The sequence below is a fragment of the Deinococcus sp. AJ005 genome (assembly GCF_009017495.1).
Classification (GTDB): Bacteria; Deinococcota; Deinococci; order Deinococcales; family Deinococcaceae; genus Deinococcus.
The window spans coordinates 44,215-61,903 of the sequence record NZ_CP044990.1; the positions used below are offsets into that span (position 1 = coordinate 44,215).

Sequence of the window (17,689 nt, forward strand, 5' to 3'; positions counted from 1 at the left end):
TTGTTCTGGCTGACTGCCCTGATCCTGACCCTTCATGCGGCGCGTCCTCAGCTACATTCCAGGTGAATCAGGGCCAGTGATCAGGACGTTCAGTTCCGCGTCATCTCCAGCGGCACCACCCAGGCGTCAAACTCCTCGTCCGTCACGTAGCCCAGGCCCACCGCCGCCTCTTTCAGGCTGCTGCCGTCCTTGTGCGCCTTCTTGGCAATAGCCGCTGCCCTGTCGTAGCCGATGTGCTTGTTCAGGGCCGTGACCTGCATCAGGTTGATGTCCAGATTGTGTTTGATCTTCTCCAAATTCGGCTCGATCCCCACCGCGCAGTTGTCGTTGAAGGCCAGCGAGGCGTCGCTGATCAGGCGGATGCTTTCCAGTACGGCGTGGACCATCACCGGCTTGAACACGTTGAGCTGAAAGTTGCCCTGCGATCCGGCGAAGGCAACCGTGGCGTCGTTGCCGAACACACGCGTCGCCACCATTGTCAGCGCTTCACTCTGCGTGGGGTTGACCTTGCCGGGCATGATGCTGCTGCCCGGCTCGTTCTCGGGAATGGTGATCTCGCCGATGCCGTTGCGCGGGCCGCTGGCCAGCCAGCGCACGTCGTTGGCCATCTTCATCAGCGCCCCGGCCAGCGTCCGCAGCGCGGCGGAGGTCTGTACCAAGGCGTCGTGGGCGCTCAGGGCGGCGAACTTGTTCTCGGCGCTGCGGAAGGCAAAGCCCGTCTCGGCCTCGTACTTCTTCGCGGCCAGATCGCCAAACTGTGGGTGAGCGTTCAGGCCCGTGCCCACCGCTGTTCCACCAATCGCCAGATCCAGCAAGCCTTCCCCGGCGTGGCGCACTTCGGCCAGGGCGTAATCCAGTTGCGCCACCCAGCCGCCGATTTCCTGGCCCAGCGTGATGGGGGTGGCGTCTTGCAGATGCGTGCGGCCCACTTTGACCAGCCCGGCATACTCCTCGGCCTTGGCGTGCAGCGTGTCCCGTAGCTTGCCCACGTCGCCGTACAGCCGCTCATTCAGTTCCAGCACCACAGCGATGTGCATGGCGGTGGGAAAGGTGTCGTTGCTGCTCTGGCCCCGGTTGACGTGATCGTTGGGATGCACCGGCTTTTTGCTGCCCATCTCGCCGCCCGCGATCTCGATGGCGCGGTTGCTGATGACCTCGTTGGAGTTCATGTTGCTCTGGGTGCCCGATCCGGTCTGGAAGACCACCAGCGGAAAGTGATCGTCCAGTTTCCCGGCGATCACTTCATCGGCGGCCTGCACGATCAGATCGGCCACGTCCTGCGGCAGTTCGCCCAGTTCGGCGTTGGCCTGCGCCGCGCCCTTTTTCAGGATGCCCAGCGCGCGGATGATTGGGCGGCCCCAGATGAAGGTGTCGCGGCCAATTGGGAAGTTGTGGATGCTGCGCTCGGTTTGCGCGCCCCAGTAGCGGTCTGCGGTGACGTCCAGCGTGCCCATCGTGTCGGATTCCTTGCGGGTTTGGGTCATGAGGGCAGTTTAGAGCAGCCTGTGCATCAGGCGCAGCGGATGAGAATCTCCTCCTCGTTTGTTTCGCGCCGCCCCCTCTTTACCAGCGTTTGATCGACTTCACAGCAATGTGGTGGCCAAAAAATCCCCTCAATGAAGAGGGGGACGAATGCAGGCCCATGTTCAGGAGAACCGCTCTACTCCTTTAGCCACTGCTCCAGCCAGCCCAGGTATTCCTCCAGTCGCTTGATCCGGCGGTCCGGGCGGCCCGCGCGGGACAGCTCGTGGTTTTCCTCCGGGAAGCGCACGAAGCGCGCCGGGACGCCATGCAGGGTCAGCGCGGCGTACCACTGCTCAGCCTGCTCGATGGGGCAGCGGTGGTCTAGCACGCTATGCACGATCAGCGTGGGGGTTTTCACGTCCTCTACGTATTGCAGCGGGCTGAGGTCCCACAGCTTCAGGGCGTCGGCGCGGCGGTGGAAGTTCAGACCCAGTTCGTCGTCCCAGAAACGCAGCCCGATGTCTGAAGTGCCGCCAAAGGACAGCAGATTGCAGATGCTGCGGTCTGTAATCGCCGCCTGAAAGCGCGTGGTGTGCCCTGTGATCCAGTTGGTCATGAATCCGCCGTAGCTGCCGCCCATCACGGCGCTGCGGCTGCCGTCCAGGCGCGGGCAGGCTTCCAGGCAGCGGTCAAAGAAGTTGATCAGATCGTCCATGTCAGGGCCGCCCCAGCGCCCGTGAATCTCATCCACCCACGCCTGCCCATAGCCTGCGCTGCCGCGTGGATTGCTGTAGCACACGCCATAACCCCGTGCCGCGAACAGTTGGAATTCGTGCATGAAGGCGTGGCCGTAATCGGTGTGCGGGCCGCCGTGAATGGTCAGGATGGCGGGAACCTTCGCCTCGCCCTCCGGCAGCAGCGCCCAGCCCTCGCCCTCGCCCAGTTCGTTCTGGAAGGTCACGCGCTCTGGTGTGCGGACCGGGAAGGTCAGGCGGTCATGCAGGGCCGTCACCGTCTTGCCGTTCAACTCCACTTCGGGGAAACGGTCAGCCCGCTCACGAATCAGCGCCACGCTGCTGCCAGATGCCGTGAAGGACGGAATGACGGCCTGAGCGTCATGGTCCTGCGCCGTGACCTTGCCGTCCAGCGTGACCCGGAACAGGCCGCAACTGCCACGCACCGTGCTGGAGAACAGCAAAGTCTTGTCGTCCAACCAGACGGGTTTTTCGGGCAGCGCCCCCACATGGCAGTCGCCGCCCACCATGTTGCCCACGCCGTGATCGTGCTGCTCGTCCAGGCGTCGCCACGAGCCGTCTGCCTCCACCAGAAACAGGTGGCTGTTTTCCGGGCTGCCCTTGCCTTCGGGGCGGCCCACCAGCACGAATCGTCCCCCGTCCGGGTGCAGAATCAGCGTCCCGATGCCCGAATTCCAGTGTGTGACCTGTTCGGGTGTGCCGTTCAGGGGCAGGCGGTAGACCTCCTGCTGGCCCTGGGTGGCCCTCAGTTCGTCGGTGCTGGAGACGAACAGCACGCCGCCCGAATCTGGCTGCCAGGCGTAACTGTTGATCTCAGTTTCGGGCGCATGCCATTCGCTCAATTTGTCGGCTCCGATGTCGTAGTGCCACAACCGGGCCGGGCGTTCGGGCAGCCAGTCGCGCCCATTGAAGCGGTAGCGCGGGCGGGTGATCACGCGGGCCTCGCCGCGTTCGTCGCGTTTGTCCTCGTCGTCGCCCGTGCTGAGAAAGGCTAGAGAACGCCCGTCGGGGCTGAATTGCAGGTCCTGCACGGCCCCCTTGAATTCGGTCACGGGCCGGGCCTCGCCGCCGTTCACTGGCAGCAGATGAAGCTGTCCACCCTGTCCCTTACTGGCACGCACGAAGGCCAGCGTTGCCCCGTCCGGGGACCAGCGCGGCGAGCTGTCGCGGCCCTCGCCCTGGGTGAGCTGCGTTGCCGGGCCGCCGTCACTGAGCCACAGGTGGGTCTTGTAGCGCGGCTTCGCAAATTCCTTATCCGGTTTCTGGGGGTCTTCCTCTTCCACCCGCGCCAGCACGAAGGCGACGCGCTGTCCGTCCGGGCTGATCTGTGGATCGGAGGGAAAGGCCAGGGCGAGCAGGCTATCGGGGCCGGGTATTGGATTGGACATGGGCTTCAGGATAGCCCCTTCCACGGCTGCGACACGCGATTTTTACTCTCGCTCAGGGAGTATTCATGACGAAATGGTCAAGACCAATTGGGACAAAGCTCCTGGCGGTCAGAAGGTCATCAGTTAGACTAGACATACCGGCACCACCGGCTCCACCTGTTCAGACACGGCCCCGTTTTGCGACGTGGCGTCACACCGTTGACGTTGTTTCTCGTCATTCGTGGCAGGTCATCCCGGAGCCAGGGCCGCTGCCAGCAGGTCAAGGCACCCCACATTGATCCTCGTTTTTTCCGGAGGCCCACCATGACTGCCCCTCAACCCCTTTCCAACCGAGTCCAGAAGCCCACACCCAATGCCGCGTTGCCATCGGCCCGCCCCCAGACCAAATCCATCCAGTCCAGACCCGTCCAGACGCCCGCCGCGTTACAGGACATGCTGTGTACCTGGGTTCCCGGCACCACCAGCATCGTCCGGCTCAAAATCGGTACCGAGCCGGGCCGCGAACGCACCCTGGAAGTGACCAGCACGCACCTGAGCCGCATCTTCGGCAAGGAAGTGGTGCATGACCTGTACCTCAAAGGCCGCTCGAAGGTCATGGTCACGGCCCAGCAACTCGCCCTGCTGACCTGAGGCGCAGGCCAGCAAGCCCAAGCTGGCCGTCACAGTTCAGCGAGAACGGATCAGACCTCCAACCCAAGGTTGGAGGTTTTTTCCTGGCGTGGCTATGGCATACGGTTTTTTTGTGTCCGCCTGGGCCGGGGTAGCATGAGGGCATGTCATCCCCATCTGCTCGATCTGACCTGCAACCTGACCTTAAGGCCATGCTCAGCGACCTGCGAACCCTGGTGGACATCGAGTCGCCGTCCACCGATCTGGCGGCGATCTGCCGAGTCATGGACGTAGTCGAACACTGGGCACTCGATCTGGGCGCGGAAACGCACGCGCTGCCCGGCGGCACCCGCCTGTTCAACTTCGGGACCGTCTATGACGAACAGCCGATTCTGGTGCTGGCCCACGCCGATACCGTCTGGCCGCACGGCACGCTGCAAACGATGCCCTGGCGCGAGGATGGAGACCGCCTGTACGGCCCCGGAACCTATGACATGAAGGCCGGAATCGTCGGCCTGTTTCATGCGCTGCGTGCCCTGAACCACCAGTGGCCCAGGGGCGGCGTGCAGGTGCTGCTCTCGCCGGACGAGGAAACGGGCAGTGCCAGCAGCCGCGCGTACATCGAGACCGCCGCCCGCAATGCCCGCGCCGTGCTGGTGGTGGAACCCCCGGTGGCCGACAGCCACAACCTCAAGACCGGGCGCAAGGGCACCGGCCACTTCTCGCTGCACTTCCAGGGCGTCGCCAGCCACGCTGGAAACAAGCCGGAGGAGGGAGCCAGCGCCATTACGGCAGCCGCGAAGGCCGTGCTGGAAGTTCAGGCCCTGGCTCGCCCGGAGATCGGCACCACCATCAGCGTCGGGCTGATCCGGGGGGGCAGCGCCGTCAACGTGGTGCCCGCCGAGTGCGTGCTGGACATTGATCTGCGGGTTTCCACACTGGCCGAGGCCGAGCGCATCACGGCGGCGGTGCAGGCCCTGACCCCGGACGATCCACGCGTCAAGCTGACCATTCTGGGCGGCCTGAACCGTCCCCCTTTCGAGCAGGGCGACGGCAGCCTGGGGCTGTTCGAGCAGGCGCAGACCGCTGCGCAGAGCCTGGGCTTCACGCTGGGCCACGAATCTGTGGGCGGCGGCAGCGACGGCAACTTCACCGCGCCGCTCTCGCCCACGCTGGATGGCCTGGGCGCACCCGGCGACGGCGCGCACGCCAGCCACGAACACATCCGTCTGGACCGCTGGCCGGACCATGTGCGCCTGCTGACCCGCCTGCTGCAAGAGGTCTGATACGGATTCCGATTGAAAGGTTTGCAAAAACATTGCAATCCGAGCGGACGCGAGCAGCAAAGAAGACGGGTTCTACGTATGGATTAAATCTTCGGCGCTTTCCCGAAGGTTTAAGGAATTAAGCGGAATCCGTATGAGCTGAGGTTGTCTGCCGTCCCCTTTCCGCCTATGCCAGGAGGTTACATGTTCAACCTGTTCCGCAAACCGCCCGCCAACCCCAACGTCAAGCAGGACGATGCCCAGACCTTCCGCGTCCGTGTGCGTACCGTCCGGCACGGCGAGATCGTCGAATTCCGCTTTACCAAGGGCGCGCACATCGGCATCGACGACGACGGCAACTATGTGTTCCGCAAGCCGGTGATCTCGCCGCAGCATTTGGACCGGGGCGAACTGGTGGTGCAGTTCAACAACCGCTATCAGGTGCTGTCCACCACCGGGGACGGCGTGGAATTTGTGCCCGTGAGCGAGTGGGAAGACTGACGACCTGACCGCTGGACCTCAGCCGCTGGATCAGGCCAGCAACCCGTCGGTCTTGCCAATGGGCGGTTTCGAGCGGTTGAACAGTGTGATCTCTAACAGTGAGGTGACGCTGTTTCAGAAGAGAGGCTGGGTGCAGGGGGTGTGAACTACACCTGAGAGTACTTGCGCCCTGCGACGTGTCACTGCCATCTAGATCGGCGTGTCCACAGAGAAAGCAGGTGAATGATTGGAGGGGAGCGTGAATGCTCTCCTCCCTGCGCCTGTCTGATTGTAGGTGGAAATGCCGTGTGGAAGGAGGATGCGCGGGAACGTTGCTTTTTTAGAAGCACAGGTGTACAGTGAATTCAATCGTTAATAAAGTTTCTTATCTAGGAGATGCAATGGGTCAGCCGCGTGAGCTTCGGCGTCTTAACCGCCGTGCCGTCACACAATTGTTGTTTTCAGGAAGTGGGCTGACACGCCCGCAGCTTGCCGATCAGACAGGTCTCTCTAAGGTCACCGTCAACGTCGTGGTCCAGGAGTTGCTGAATCACGGCATCGCCCAGTTGTCCATGTCATCCGATCAGGGCGTGGGCCGCACCCCCCAGCGGGTAGAGTTGCGCCCGCAGGTGGGCGCGATCCTGGCCGTCGATCTCCAGCCCACCCAGATCTACACCCAGCTCAGCGGTCTGGCGGGCGGCGCTCCCAGAAAACAGCAGGTCGATTGCGCTGAAGCGGATCTCACCGACGCGCTTCTGGACGTCTTTGCTGGGGCACTGGCCGATGCGGCTTACGGGCCGCTCTGCCACGTCCTGATCGGCCTTCCAGCGCCCGTCGATCCGCAGGGCCGCGTTCGGGAACCCAATGTCACACACCACCTCGACGTGCAGCGTGTCACGGCTTTCCTGGACGCCGCCGGGGTGACCTACGCCTTTGCAAACGATGCGAACCTCGTTGCGCTGGCTGCCACCCGCGAGACTCCTGGCTGGAGTCACGTTGCGGTGCTGGTCGAGCGGCCCAGCGGCACAGGGATGGGCCTGCTGCTGGGCGGCGAACTCTACCGGGGGATGCACGGACGCGCCGGAGAAATCGGGCGCTCGCGCTGGCCCGGCCCCCTTGGTGCGGAGCCGCTGGAAAGCCTGCCCAGCCCCGAACGCCTGGAGGCCACGGCGTTCATGCTGGCCGGACTCGTCCATACCCTCGACTTGCAACACGTCGTTCTCGGCATGCCGAAAGACCGTGCTACTGCGTTGCAGGACAAGCTGAGCGTGCTGCTGGACCTGTCGATTACCATCCATCTGCTGCCGGATGTGGGGGACGCCGTCCTGCGCGGCGCGGCCCTGCTGGCCCGGCAACAGGCGCACGAACACCTGCTGGCGCGTGTGGAAGACTTGGGAAGGGAGAAACCCGATGTGGCATGACACGTACCTGAGGGTGGTCTTGCAGCCCGATTACGACTACGCCAGCGAACACCTGTTGCCCCACCTCTTCGATGCCCTGAGCGCGCACGCCCTGATGCTGGACGGCTGCGGGGTGGCCCACGCGGGCAAGGCGGCCAGCCTGCTGCGCGAGATCCGCCGTCAGCCTTTTCCGGCCTACGATCCCAGCGTCGAGGACGTGTTCTTCACGCTGGACCGTGAGCTGGCCGCCCGCGACGTGGATGCGGCGGGGGCGCTGCGAACGGCGCTGTCCCGCAACGATCTGGACATGACCATCTACCGCCTGAGTGCCCGGCTGCGCCTGATGCGGGCGATGGAGCGGGTGCTGCGGCTGCGGCGCACCCTGCTGGACCTCGCCGCACGCGAGATCAACACCGTGATCGTCGCGTACACGCATCACCAGCCCGCCCAGCCCACCACGCTGGCGCACTACCTGACGGCGGTGGAAAACGTGCTGGCCCGCGACACCATGCGGATGCTGGGGGCCATGACGCACCTGAACATCAGTCCGATGGGCGCGGTGGCGCTGGGCGGCACCAGCTTCCCAATTGACCGGACACGAACATCAGAGTTGCTGGCCTTTGACCGGCCCATTGAGAACACCTACGACGCTGTGAGTGCCAGCGACTGGCAGGTGGAGATCGCCAGCGTGATCACGGTGGTGTCCACCACGCTGTCGCGCGTGTTGTATGACCTGCTGTTCTGGGCCTCGCGTGGGCTGCTGTCACTGGCCGATGGTCTGGTGCAGGGCAGCAGCGTGATGCCGCAGAAACGCAATCCGGTAGCGCTGGAACACGCCCGCACCAAGTTCAGTAAGGCCATCGGCGTGACCCAGAGCGTGATCATCTCCAGCCACAATGTTCCGTTTGGGGACATCAACGATCCCGGCCCGGACATGCAGCCCCCGCTGACCAGCATGTGGCACGACTTCCGCGACGGTCTGGAACTGCTGATCGCCTCGCTGACCAACCCCACCCTCAACCGCGAGGAATGGTTGAGGGAAGCGCAACAGGGCGAATCGGTGGTCACCGAACTGGCCGACGTGATCGCCCGGCATACGGAATGTGGGTTCCGCGAAGCCCACGCCCATGTCAAGACGCTGCTGGACCACCTGCATACCCAGGGCCGCGCCGTCAGCACCCTGACCGCCGCCGATCTGGCCGCAGTTGGACTGGACTTGCCGGAAGCCGAGGTACGAAGTGCCCTGAACCCGGCAGAATTCATCGCCCGGCGTACCACCTTTGGCGGCCCTGCCCCCTCGGTGATGGCCGGGGAAATTGCGGCGGCCCGTGAACGGCTTGACATTGATTACACCCACCACGCCAGCCTCACTACCCGATTTATGAATGCCCGCACACACCTTGAAGGAGGTTCTTTATGAAGAAACGGTACTTATCCAGCTTGATGCTTTCCCTGCTCATTGGTGCGGCCAGCGCGCAGACCACCTCTGCGCCTGCCGCCCCCAACCCCATCCAGAGTGGCCCTGGCAGCTACGGCGGCACGGTCAGCGGCATGGACCTGATGGACGTCGACCTGATGTTCATCGGCGCGCACCCGGACGACGATGGTGGCGTGGGCGGCATCCTGGCTCGCTACCTGCTGGACGGCGGTTACAAGGGCACGGTGGTCACCCTGACCGGCGGCGAGGGCGGCGGCAACGCCACGGGCCGTGAAACAGGCCGCGCCCTGGGTCTGATCCGCGAGGAGGAGGAACGCCGCTCGCTGGCGATGCTGGGCGTCAACAGCCCGCATTTCCTGGGCTTGCGCGACTTCTATTTCACGCTGTCCGCCGAGGAAACCCTGGCCAAGTGGGGCGGCCCGGCCTTCGTGTGCGATGTGGTGCGGCTGGTGCGCCTGCGCCGTCCCGAAGTTCTCGTGACCATGTGGCCTGGCCCCGGCACGCACGGCCAGCACCAGATGGCTGCCCGCGCCGCCACGCTGGCCTACGCCACGGCGGGCGATCCGGCCACCTGCCCGGAACAGCTTAAAGAGGGCTTGCAGGTCTTCACGCCTCTCAAGCTGTACTACTACCCCAACAGCGCTGAGGACGCCACCGTCAAGATTCCCACCGACGACGTGTCGCGCACCGCCCGGATTCGCTACTCGGACCTCAAGAACGTCGCGCAGTTCAACTACCGCTCGCAGGGCTGGGACACCTTCTCCACGCTGCCCGCCAAGACCTCTAACCCGGAATCGTTCATGCTGGTGGCCTCGCGCGTGCCCACCCCGGCCCAGGAAACCTCATTGATGGGCGGCGCACTCACGGCCAGCGGTTCCTCTCCTGCTGGTGTGAAGCTGGAAGTGCAGCCCGCCGCCTATGACATCGGTGCGGGACAGGCCGCCCCCGTGACCGTCAAACTGACCAACACCACCAGCAAGGACATGACCGGCGTCACGCTGGCCCTGAACGCGCCGGACGGCTGGAAAGTTTCAGCGGCCCCAGCGGCCAGGACCCTGAAGCCCGGCGAGTCGGCCAGCGCCACCTTCCAGGTCACGGCTCCGGCGAATGCGGCGGCCCAGCGCAGTGAAGTGACGGGCAGCTACCGCGCCGCGCAGGACGGCCAGGCCATCACGGGTCGCGCCGGTAATTTCGTGCGCCCGCTGCCCGCCGTTGTCGCCACCTTCGCCCCCACCTTTGATGTCGCCGCGTATCAGGACTTCGCCCGACAGACCGGCACCGACTGGGTCATCGGCTCGCTGCCCACCCGACTGGCACTGGCGCTGGGGCAGAAGACCCCCGTGAACGTGACGGTGACCAACCGCAGCAAGGCCGCCGTGAACGGCAAGGTGGACCTGAAGATGCCCGCTGGCGTCACGCTGTCGGGCGATACGGCCTATCAACTGGCCGCCGGACAGAGCAAGACGCTGACCTTCCAGATGGAAGCTGTGGCCGCCGCGCTGCCCGCCGGACGCCAGAGTGCCCTGCTGCCCGTCAGCCTCAGCACTGGTAACTTCACCGACACGGCCAATGCCTACGTCCTGCCCAGTCTGACCATCCCGCGCCTGAGCAAAGCGCCCGTGATCGACGGTGATCTGGGCGACATGTCGGCGGGCGCAGACGGCCAGATCGGCCCGGAAGACCTGTGGTGGCGGACCAAGCCCGACAACGCGGCGGACGCCAGCGCCAAGTTCAAACTCGGTTATGACGACACGTACCTGTACGTGGGCATGAACGTCAAGGATGAGCTGGTGGCCTGCAACATCGCCCCGGACGACATCAAGGCTCAGCTCCGCTCGGATGCGATTGGCATCACCGTCGATCCCAGCGGCGACAGCAAGGACACCGGCACCACCATGCAGGCGGCGGCCTTTCCCTGCACCACGGACGGCTTCGGAGCGCGCGGCTTCCGCGACGCCGACGCCAACCAGGGCGTGATGGAAGAAACGGCCCCCGGTATGCAGGTGGCCTCCAAGAAGGTGGACGGCGGCTATGACATCGAGTTCCGCCTGCCCTGGGCCGCCATGCCCAAGGTGCCCAAAGCGGGCGACACGATTGGCCTGAATCTGGTGATGTACGACGGCGATCAGGCCGACGCCCGCGTGGGCGCCAACATCAGCCAGAGCGGGCTGGCATGGGCCTCGTTCTCGTGGGGCGGCAAGCAGGCGCTGCCTTACCTGTGGCCACGCGTCACGCTGGGTAAGTAAACGCTAGGCAAGTCAATACCCTCCACCCCCTTCCCAACCTCTCCATCTCAAAACAACAGGAGTTCACCATGAAAAAGTTACTGACACTGGCCCTCGGCCTCTCGCTCGCTTCCGCCTCCGCCGCGCCCGTCACGTTGACCTACTGGCAGTACGACTATGCCAGTAAGGTCAGCGCCATGAACGATCTGATCAAGAAGTTCGAGGCCGCCAACCCCGACATCAAGATCAAGCAGGAAACCTTCCCGTACGACGCCTATAGTCAGAAAGTCGCTTCCAGCGTTCCTGCCGGACAGGGACCGGATGTGGTCAACCTGTATTATGGCTGGCTCCCCCAGTATGTGGACGCTGGGTACCTTCAGCAGCTTCCAGTCAAGGATTTCCCGACGGCCACCATCGACAGCACCTACGCACCGATGGTGAAGACTTCCAAGATGAACGGCAAGTATTACGCCCTGCCCACCTCTGTCCGCACGCTGGCCATCTTTTACAACAAAGACCTCTTCAAGCAGGCTGGAATCGCCCAGCCGCCCAAAACCTGGGAAGAACTGATCGCAGACGGTCAGAAGATCGTCAAGGGCACGCCCCCCCGCTACACCACGCTGGGCTTCGGCATCCAGCCCGACGGCCAGGATTACCACGTCCTGCGTGAAGTGCTGGTGCGTCAGTTTGGCGGCCAGCCCTACAGCAAGGACGGCAAGACCGCCACCTATGACAGCGCGGCGGGGGCCAAGGCCATGACCTTCTACACCGATCTGCAAACCAAGTACAAGCTGGGCGTGCCCAATTTCTTCCCTGGCAACAACAGCTACCGCGACGCCTTCATCGCGGGCAAGGTGGGCATGATCATCGACGGCTCATTTGCCATCAACACCATCAAGGATGGCGCGAAGTTCGACTGGGGCGTGACGACGCTGCCCGTGCTGGCCAGCAATCCCAATGAGAAAGACAACTTCGGGTCTTACTGGGTCAACGGCATCACCAAGAACGCCAAGGGTGACAAGCTCGACGCCTCGGTGAAGTTTCTGAAGTTCCTGACCAGCGCTGAAACCCAGCGCTACTGGTTGGCAAACGTGGGAGAGATTCCCGCCAGCCGCAGTCTGGCTGCCGATCCCAGCCTGCTCAAAGACCCGGTCTATGGGCCGTTCATTGCCAGCCTGCCCTACGCGTCTTCCACCGTATTCGTGGATGAGGCCGGACAGCGCAAAGCCTGGGTGGACGCGATCAACACCGTTCTGCTGAAGGGGGCCAAGCCTGCCGACGCCGTCAAGCAGGCCGCCGCCGACGAGCAGAAGATTCTCAACAGCTACTACAAGTAAGTCCTGAGTTCCGCGCGTCTGCAATACTTTCCAGAGAAGCGGAAGTGATGTGGAGGCGCGGAAATTTTTGGCTCTCCGTCGACTTCGTTTCTTACGGATTCCGTCTGTTTCGGACAGGAATTGGGACAGCGCCGATTCCTGTCCTCCACGTCCGGAACCCGTTTTTCTCCTTCTCGCTCCGCTCGGATTACAGGTGTTCCCAACACCTTTTAATCGGAGTCCGTATCAGAGGTAAAGATGACCAGATCCACTGGCCCACGAGGCCATTTATGACCGTGACCGCGCCTCCCAAAGCGCGGCGGGGCGGCTCGATGCGGCGGCACCAGACCCGCACGGCCTACACCTTCCTGCTGGTCCCCCTGATCTTCTACCTGATCGTGCGTTTCCTGCCCACCCTCTCTGCCCTGCGGCTGAGCCTGTTCGACTGGAACATCCTCAAAGACACCCAGCCCTTCGTCGGCACCGAGAACTATCAGCGGTTGTTCGCCGACGAGAAGTTCGGTCAAGCGCTGCGGAACACCGCGCTGTACACCGTCATCGGCGTCCCAGCGCAGATCGCGCTGGGACTGATCGTGGCCCTGCTCCTGAACAAGATCATCGCGTTGCGCGGGCTGTTCCGGGCGCTGTACTTCGCCCCCTACGTCACCCCCATCGTGGCCGCCGCGTGGGTCTGGCAGTGGCTGTTCAGCCCGCAATTCGGTCCGGTCAACACCTTTTTGATCTGGCTGCACATCACCCCGCAGAACTTTCTCAACTCCCCGGATCAGGCGCTGGCCACCACGGCGGCGCTGGTGGTGTGGCAGAACCTGGGCTTTCAGATCGTGCTGTTCCTGGCCGGGTTGTCGGCCATTCCCCGCAGTTATTACGAGGCTGCCGAGATCGACGGTGCGAACGGCACCCAGGCGTTCTGGAAGATCACCTGGCCGCTGCTCAATCCCACCATCGTGTTCAGCGTGGTGACCGGGACCATTTCTTACCTGCAACTGTTCACGCAGGTGGTCAACCTGAACTTCACCGATCAGGGGGGACCGCTGGGCAGCACCATGACGGTGGCGCTGTACATCTATCAGATCGCGTTCGGACGCTTCCAGATGGGGTATGCCTCGGCCATCACGGTGGTGCTGTTCCTGATCATCCTGGCCATCACCCTGTTCCAACTGCGCTTCCTGACCCGGCGGTATGACCTATGATACGGATTCCGTCTGTTTCGTTAACAAACCGGGACAGCTCCGGTTCGTTAACTCCACGCCCGGAACCCGTTTGTCTCCTACTCGCTTCGCTCAGATTTTCAGGTGTTTCCAACACCTTCCAATCGGAGTTTGTATGACCACGACACTGGACAAACCTGACACCCGTGAAACGGCGGGCGATCCTCGCCCGCAGCGCCGCCTCAACACGCCGATGCTGCTGGCCTACCTCGTGCTGACCGTGGGCATCGTGGTCACGCTGTTTCCCTTCATGTGGATGCTCCTGACCAGCCTCAAGAGCTTTCAGGAACTGTTCAACCTGAGCTTTCTGCCCGAATCGCCCACCCTGGACAACTACCGCCAGGTCCTGCTGGAAACCAAGTTCATCCAGTGGTTCGGCAACAGCCTGCTGGTGGCCGGGGTCACCACCGCCACCGTGCTGTTCTTCGACTCGATGGTGGGCTACACCCTGGCCAAGTTCGACTTTCCCGGCAAGAACCTCATCTTCATCCTGATCCTGTCCACGCTGATGATCCCCACCGAGATGCTGGTTATCCCGTGGTTCGTGGGGGTCAGCGACATCCACCTGACCGGGAGTGTGCCGGGAGCCTACTTTGCGATCATGTTCCCCGGCCTGATGAGTGCGTTCGGGGTCTTTCTGATGCGGCAGTTCTTTGAGACGCTGCCCGATGACCTGCTGGAAGCGGCGCGCATCGACGGCATGAGCGAGTTCGGAATCTTCTGGCGGATCGCTTTGCCGCTGGTTCGCCCGGCGCTGGCCAGTCTGGCCATCTTCACCTTTCTGGGCAACTGGAACGCGTTCCTGTGGCCGCTGATCGTGATCCAGAGACCGGAGTTCCGCACGCTGCCAGTGGGCACCGCGCTGTTTAACGGGGAGGCGGGAACGCAGTGGGGGCTGATCATGGCGGCCAGCAGTCTGGCGGTGATTCCGGTGCTGATCGTGTTCGCCATCTTCCAGAAGCAGATTATCGAGGGCATTGTTTTGACCGGGATGAAGGGATGAGCGCCCCGGCGTCTCTGCTGGCCGTCTTCGCCCATCCCGACGATGAGGCCCTGCGCTGCGGTGGAGCGCTGGCGCTGTATGCCGCACGCGGCGTTCAGGTTCACCTGATCTGCCTGACCCGCGGTGAGGCGGGACGCAACACGGACCCCACTCTGGGCACCGTCGATCTGCCCACCCAGCGGGAGCAGGAACTCAAAGATGCCTGTCTTGCGCTGGGCATCCACCCCCCCGTTTTTCTCGGCTACCATGACAGTGGGCGGGGTGACCGGCTTCGCCGCGACGATCCCCTGGCCACCATCAACGCCGACCTGACGGCGATGGAACGCCAGATTCTGGAAGTGATCGAGGCCACCCACCCTCAAATTATGCTGACCTTCGACCCACACGGCATGTACGGCCATCCTGACCACCTGATCGCCCACCGCGTCGCCACCGCCGCCTACGCCAGCAGCGGGTTCCGGCAGGTGCGCGTTCAGCGTCTCTTTTACACGGTCCAGAGCCGTGAGGAAATGATGCGCCTCCAGAGTGGACGTTCTCTGGGCGTGCTGGAGGGGCTGGAGCCGGAAACTTACGCGGTCTGCGACTGCACCATCGCCGCCCGGATCGACATCCGCGCCTATGCGGCACAGAAGCGGGCCGCCCTGTTCTCTCACCGCACCCAGACGGGTCCGCTGAGTACGCTGGGTACTCTCAGCGACGAGCAGTTCGCCCCACTGATGGAGAGTGAGACCTTCAGCCTGGGCGGGATTCGCTCCTCGGTGCCCGAGTACCCCATGCACGATCTCTTTGCGGGCCTGGATGTCGAGTTCCGTCCTGCGGCACAGTCGGAGCGGCCTGCGTGACGCCGCGCGATCTGGTCATCCTGGGCAACATCAACGTGGACCTGATTCTCGGTCCCCTGGACGGCTGGCCCGGGCGCGGCACTGAAGTGCTAGTCGAGGAGTTGCAGTGGCGCGTCGGCGGGAATGCTGGCAACGCCGCCGCCGCCTGTGCGGCGCTGGGCACAGACCACGCCGTGATCAGCACGGCTGGCGATGATCTGGCCGGGAAGTGGCTTCAGCAACAGCTCCCCACCGGGCAGGTCACCTGGCTTCCCTGTGATGGCCCGACCTCCGTGACTGTCGCCGTGACCCACTCGGACGGCGAGCGGACCTTTATCACCCAGTTGGGGCATCTGGCGGCCCTGGAGTGGGCGAATCTGCGGCCCCACGTTCCAGCCAGCCGTTTTGCCCTGCTGGCTGGGGGCTTCCTCACGCCAGCCCTGCGCCGCGAGTACCCGGAAGTATTGGCGTGGTTCGGGCGCAGTGAAACGCAGGTGGCCCTCGACATGGGCTGGCCCGATGGCGGCTACACCCCCGAATTGCGGCGGGAAGTGCTGTGCTGGCTGCCCCAGACGCACCATCTGCTGATCAACGACCTCGAAGCGCTGGCACTGACAGGTGAGACCGATCTGCGGTGCGCCGTGGAATGCCTCGCTTCCCATCTTCACCCGGACGGCACCCTGGTGATCAAGCGGGGGGCCGAGGGCGTTTTGCTTCATCACGGCGGACAGGTCAGCACGCATGCGGCCCCGGCCATTCAGGTCAGCGATACTGTCGGGGCCGGTGACATCTGGAACGCCGCGTACCTGGATGCCCTCAGCCGCGCAGAGGGGACAGAGGCCGCCGCTGAGTTCGCGGTGCAGGTTGCGTCCACGGCTGTTTCCACCAGCCCCAGGCGTTACCTCGTACCAGAGGGTTGAAGTCGCCAGGAAGCTAAGGACTCCGATTGGCAGGTGTTGGAAACATTCTGCGAGCTGTCCAGATTCCTACACGAAACAAACGGAACCATTGACAACAACGTGGGGTGAACGCCTGGCCTGTTACCCTACCTTCCATGACCCCCACCGTCTTTCTGGACATGAACGAGACGCTGCTGGACCTCTCGGCACTGGACGGGCTGTTCTTCACGGCCTTCGGTGATCCGGGGGCCAGATCGCAGTGGTTTGGCCTGTTGCTGCAACTGGCCCTGACCCAGACGGTACTGGGCGAATACCGTGATTTCCCGGCACTGGGCGGGGCGGCCCTGACCGCACTGGGCGAGGCGCGCGGTCAGGACGTGCCCCAGCAGTTTCATGCCGAGCTGGCGACGGGTATGCGGATGTTGCCGGCCCATCCCGACACCCGCGAGGGCCTGGAAATTCTACGCGCGGGTGGGGCGCGGCTGGTCTGCCTGACCAACAACCCGCAGGCCGTGCTGGACGCCCAACTGGAAAACGCGGGCTTTGCCGATCTGGTGGACGGCGCGGTGTCGGTGGACCCGGGCCAGATGCTCAAGCCGGGGCGGGCAGCGTATGAATACGGCCTGTCGCGCACAGGCGCACATGCCCACGAGAGCTGGCTGCTGGCGGCGCACGGCTGGGACATCGCAGGGGCCAAAGCGGCGGGACTGCACACGGCTTTCGTGGAACGCCCCGGTCAGGCCCAGAATCCGCTGATGCGCGCCGACATTTCCGGGCCGCTGCCCACTGTGGCCCGCGCGCTGATCGGACGGCTGGGCGGGCAGGCGTGAGTGTGCCGCCCAGATCGGCCATTCGCCCTGGCCTGGATGTGGACATCGTTCAGAAGCACCACCAGCGTAGCGGAGAGCTGACGCGCGGCGTGGTGGCGCAACTGTTGACTTCCTCTGCCACGCACCCACACGGCATCAAGGTCCGGCTGACTACCGGGGAAGTGGGGCGCGTTCAGGCTCTTGCGGACGCTGAATCGGGCGGCTGAGCGAACCGGACGGACCCTCTGGAGCCTAGTTTCCTTAGAGTTTCCTTAGCCCTGCGCCCGCCGACGTGGCAGCGTAATGCCCAGCCCCAGCAACAGGCCCCCGATCACGGCCAGCGCATAGGTGATCAACACGTTGTTCAGCGGACTGGGAAAGCTGGTGGAGCGGTTGGCGTTGGCCACGGCGTGAAGCTGGTTGATGTCGATCACGTCCTTGCCCAGCAGCAGCAGCGAGACGACAAAGACGACAAGGCCCAGCGCCACAACGATGCGGGAAACGATTTTCATACTCATATCTTACGGGCTGGCCTGTCACCCGGATGGGAACCCCCCTCCCCCCACTTTGCGGGGGCCTCACAAGGCA

Annotated in this window: 16 protein-coding genes; 13 read left to right on the forward strand and 3 right to left on the reverse strand. The window is 63.8% G+C overall.

Annotated features, from left to right (window positions below; genetic code table 11):
* Nucleotides 1–89: 89 nt before the first annotated feature.
* Together fumC and DAAJ005_RS02300 are read right to left on the reverse strand one after the other, a co-directional pair.
* Entirely contained in the window at nucleotides 90–1,484 is a 1,395-nt protein-coding gene (gene fumC / locus DAAJ005_RS02295; protein WP_151845721.1) for a class II fumarate hydratase, read from the reverse strand.
* Between the two features lie 176 nt (nucleotides 1,485–1,660).
* Entirely contained in the window at nucleotides 1,661–3,607 is a 1,947-nt protein-coding gene (locus tag DAAJ005_RS02300; protein ID WP_151845722.1) for a S9 family peptidase, read from the reverse strand.
* 303 nt (nucleotides 3,608–3,910) lie between these two features.
* Here DAAJ005_RS02300 and DAAJ005_RS19060 point away from each other — a divergent pair, with 303 nt between their 5' ends.
* From DAAJ005_RS19060 to DAAJ005_RS02365, 13 genes are all read left to right on the forward strand, one after another.
* Nucleotides 3,911–4,237, forward strand: coding sequence for a hypothetical protein (locus DAAJ005_RS19060; RefSeq protein ID WP_226342527.1), 327 nt, complete (start codon nucleotides 3,911–3,913; stop codon nucleotides 4,235–4,237).
* A gap of 143 nt (nucleotides 4,238–4,380) precedes the next feature.
* Nucleotides 4,381–5,502: a M20 family metallopeptidase gene (locus DAAJ005_RS02310; protein ID WP_151845723.1), complete on the forward strand. Its 1,122-nt coding sequence runs from the start codon at nucleotides 4,381–4,383 to the stop codon at nucleotides 5,500–5,502.
* 183 nt (nucleotides 5,503–5,685) lie between these two features.
* Nucleotides 5,686–5,982, forward strand: coding sequence for a hypothetical protein (locus DAAJ005_RS02315; RefSeq protein ID WP_151845724.1), 297 nt, complete (start codon nucleotides 5,686–5,688; stop codon nucleotides 5,980–5,982).
* A 380-nt stretch (nucleotides 5,983–6,362) separates the two neighbouring features.
* Nucleotides 6,363–7,382, forward strand: a complete 1,020-nt coding sequence (locus DAAJ005_RS02320) for an ROK family protein (RefSeq protein WP_151845725.1) — start codon at nucleotides 6,363–6,365, stop codon at nucleotides 7,380–7,382.
* On the forward strand, nucleotides 7,372–8,781 hold the full coding sequence (locus DAAJ005_RS02325) for a lyase family protein (protein ID WP_151845726.1): 1,410 nt from the start codon (nucleotides 7,372–7,374) through the stop codon (nucleotides 8,779–8,781). The genes DAAJ005_RS02320 and DAAJ005_RS02325 overlap by 11 nt, the downstream gene beginning before the upstream one ends.
* Nucleotides 8,778–11,045, forward strand: coding sequence for an NEW3 domain-containing protein (locus DAAJ005_RS02330; RefSeq protein ID WP_151845727.1), 2,268 nt, complete (start codon nucleotides 8,778–8,780; stop codon nucleotides 11,043–11,045). The genes DAAJ005_RS02325 and DAAJ005_RS02330 overlap by 4 nt, the downstream gene beginning before the upstream one ends.
* A 68-nt stretch (nucleotides 11,046–11,113) precedes the next feature.
* Nucleotides 11,114–12,361 carry an extracellular solute-binding protein gene (locus tag DAAJ005_RS02335; RefSeq protein ID WP_151845728.1) on the forward strand — a complete coding sequence of 416 codons (1,248 nt, stop codon included), beginning with the start codon at nucleotides 11,114–11,116 and terminating at the stop codon, nucleotides 12,359–12,361.
* A 269-nt stretch (nucleotides 12,362–12,630) separates the two neighbouring features.
* Nucleotides 12,631–13,551 carry a carbohydrate ABC transporter permease gene (locus DAAJ005_RS02340; protein WP_075836886.1) on the forward strand — a complete coding sequence of 307 codons (921 nt, stop codon included), beginning with the start codon at nucleotides 12,631–12,633 and terminating at the stop codon, nucleotides 13,549–13,551.
* Nucleotides 13,552–13,684: 133 nt separating this feature from the next.
* The gene (locus DAAJ005_RS02345) at nucleotides 13,685–14,572 is read left to right on the forward strand and encodes a carbohydrate ABC transporter permease (RefSeq protein ID WP_151845442.1); all 888 of its coding nucleotides are present in this window, start codon (nucleotides 13,685–13,687) and stop codon (nucleotides 14,570–14,572) included.
* Nucleotides 14,569–15,414 (forward strand): PIG-L deacetylase family protein, encoded by an 846-nt coding sequence (locus tag DAAJ005_RS02350; RefSeq protein WP_151845729.1) that lies wholly within the window; start codon nucleotides 14,569–14,571, stop codon nucleotides 15,412–15,414. Before DAAJ005_RS02345 ends, DAAJ005_RS02350 begins: the two co-directional genes overlap by 4 nt.
* Nucleotides 15,411–16,313: a carbohydrate kinase family protein gene (locus DAAJ005_RS02355; RefSeq protein ID WP_151845730.1), complete on the forward strand. Its 903-nt coding sequence runs from the start codon at nucleotides 15,411–15,413 to the stop codon at nucleotides 16,311–16,313. Before DAAJ005_RS02350 ends, DAAJ005_RS02355 begins: the two co-directional genes overlap by 4 nt.
* A 134-nt stretch (nucleotides 16,314–16,447) precedes the next feature.
* Nucleotides 16,448–17,122: an HAD family hydrolase gene (locus DAAJ005_RS02360; protein WP_151845731.1), complete on the forward strand. Its 675-nt coding sequence runs from the start codon at nucleotides 16,448–16,450 to the stop codon at nucleotides 17,120–17,122.
* Nucleotides 17,123–17,124: 2 nt separating this feature from the next.
* The gene (locus DAAJ005_RS02365) at nucleotides 17,125–17,328 is read left to right on the forward strand and encodes a YwbE family protein (RefSeq protein WP_151848343.1); all 204 of its coding nucleotides are present in this window, start codon (nucleotides 17,125–17,127) and stop codon (nucleotides 17,326–17,328) included.
* A gap of 45 nt (nucleotides 17,329–17,373) precedes the next feature.
* Here the strand turns inward: DAAJ005_RS02365 and DAAJ005_RS02370 are convergent, their stop codons facing one another.
* Nucleotides 17,374–17,613, reverse strand: a complete 240-nt coding sequence (locus tag DAAJ005_RS02370) for a hypothetical protein (protein ID WP_075830786.1) — start codon at nucleotides 17,611–17,613, stop codon at nucleotides 17,374–17,376.
* Nucleotides 17,614–17,689 lie beyond the last annotated feature (76 nt).

What these genes read in the sequence shown, in the direction of transcription:
- fumC (WP_151845721.1), bottom strand. Translation starts at nt 1,484, where the DNA reads ATGACCCAAACCCGCAAGGAATCCGACACGATGGGCACGCTGGACGTC.
- DAAJ005_RS02300 (WP_151845722.1), bottom strand. Translation starts at nt 3,607, where the DNA reads ATGTCCAATCCAATACCCGGCCCCGATAGCCTGCTCGCCCTGGCCTTT.
- DAAJ005_RS19060 (WP_226342527.1), top strand. Translation starts at nt 3,911, where the DNA reads ATGACTGCCCCTCAACCCCTTTCCAACCGAGTCCAGAAGCCCACACCC.
- DAAJ005_RS02310 (WP_151845723.1), top strand. Translation starts at nt 4,381, where the DNA reads ATGTCATCCCCATCTGCTCGATCTGACCTGCAACCTGACCTTAAGGCC.
- DAAJ005_RS02315 (WP_151845724.1), top strand. Translation starts at nt 5,686, where the DNA reads ATGTTCAACCTGTTCCGCAAACCGCCCGCCAACCCCAACGTCAAGCAG.
- DAAJ005_RS02320 (WP_151845725.1), top strand. Translation starts at nt 6,363, where the DNA reads ATGGGTCAGCCGCGTGAGCTTCGGCGTCTTAACCGCCGTGCCGTCACA.
- DAAJ005_RS02325 (WP_151845726.1), top strand. Translation starts at nt 7,372, where the DNA reads ATGTGGCATGACACGTACCTGAGGGTGGTCTTGCAGCCCGATTACGAC.
- DAAJ005_RS02330 (WP_151845727.1), top strand. Translation starts at nt 8,778, where the DNA reads ATGAAGAAACGGTACTTATCCAGCTTGATGCTTTCCCTGCTCATTGGT.
- DAAJ005_RS02335 (WP_151845728.1), top strand. Translation starts at nt 11,114, where the DNA reads ATGAAAAAGTTACTGACACTGGCCCTCGGCCTCTCGCTCGCTTCCGCC.
- DAAJ005_RS02340 (WP_075836886.1), top strand. Translation starts at nt 12,631, where the DNA reads ATGACCGTGACCGCGCCTCCCAAAGCGCGGCGGGGCGGCTCGATGCGG.
- DAAJ005_RS02345 (WP_151845442.1), top strand. Translation starts at nt 13,685, where the DNA reads ATGACCACGACACTGGACAAACCTGACACCCGTGAAACGGCGGGCGAT.
- DAAJ005_RS02350 (WP_151845729.1), top strand. Translation starts at nt 14,569, where the DNA reads ATGAGCGCCCCGGCGTCTCTGCTGGCCGTCTTCGCCCATCCCGACGAT.
- DAAJ005_RS02360 (WP_151845731.1), top strand. Translation starts at nt 16,448, where the DNA reads ATGACCCCCACCGTCTTTCTGGACATGAACGAGACGCTGCTGGACCTC.
- DAAJ005_RS02370 (WP_075830786.1), bottom strand. Translation starts at nt 17,613, where the DNA reads ATGAAAATCGTTTCCCGCATCGTTGTGGCGCTGGGCCTTGTCGTCTTT.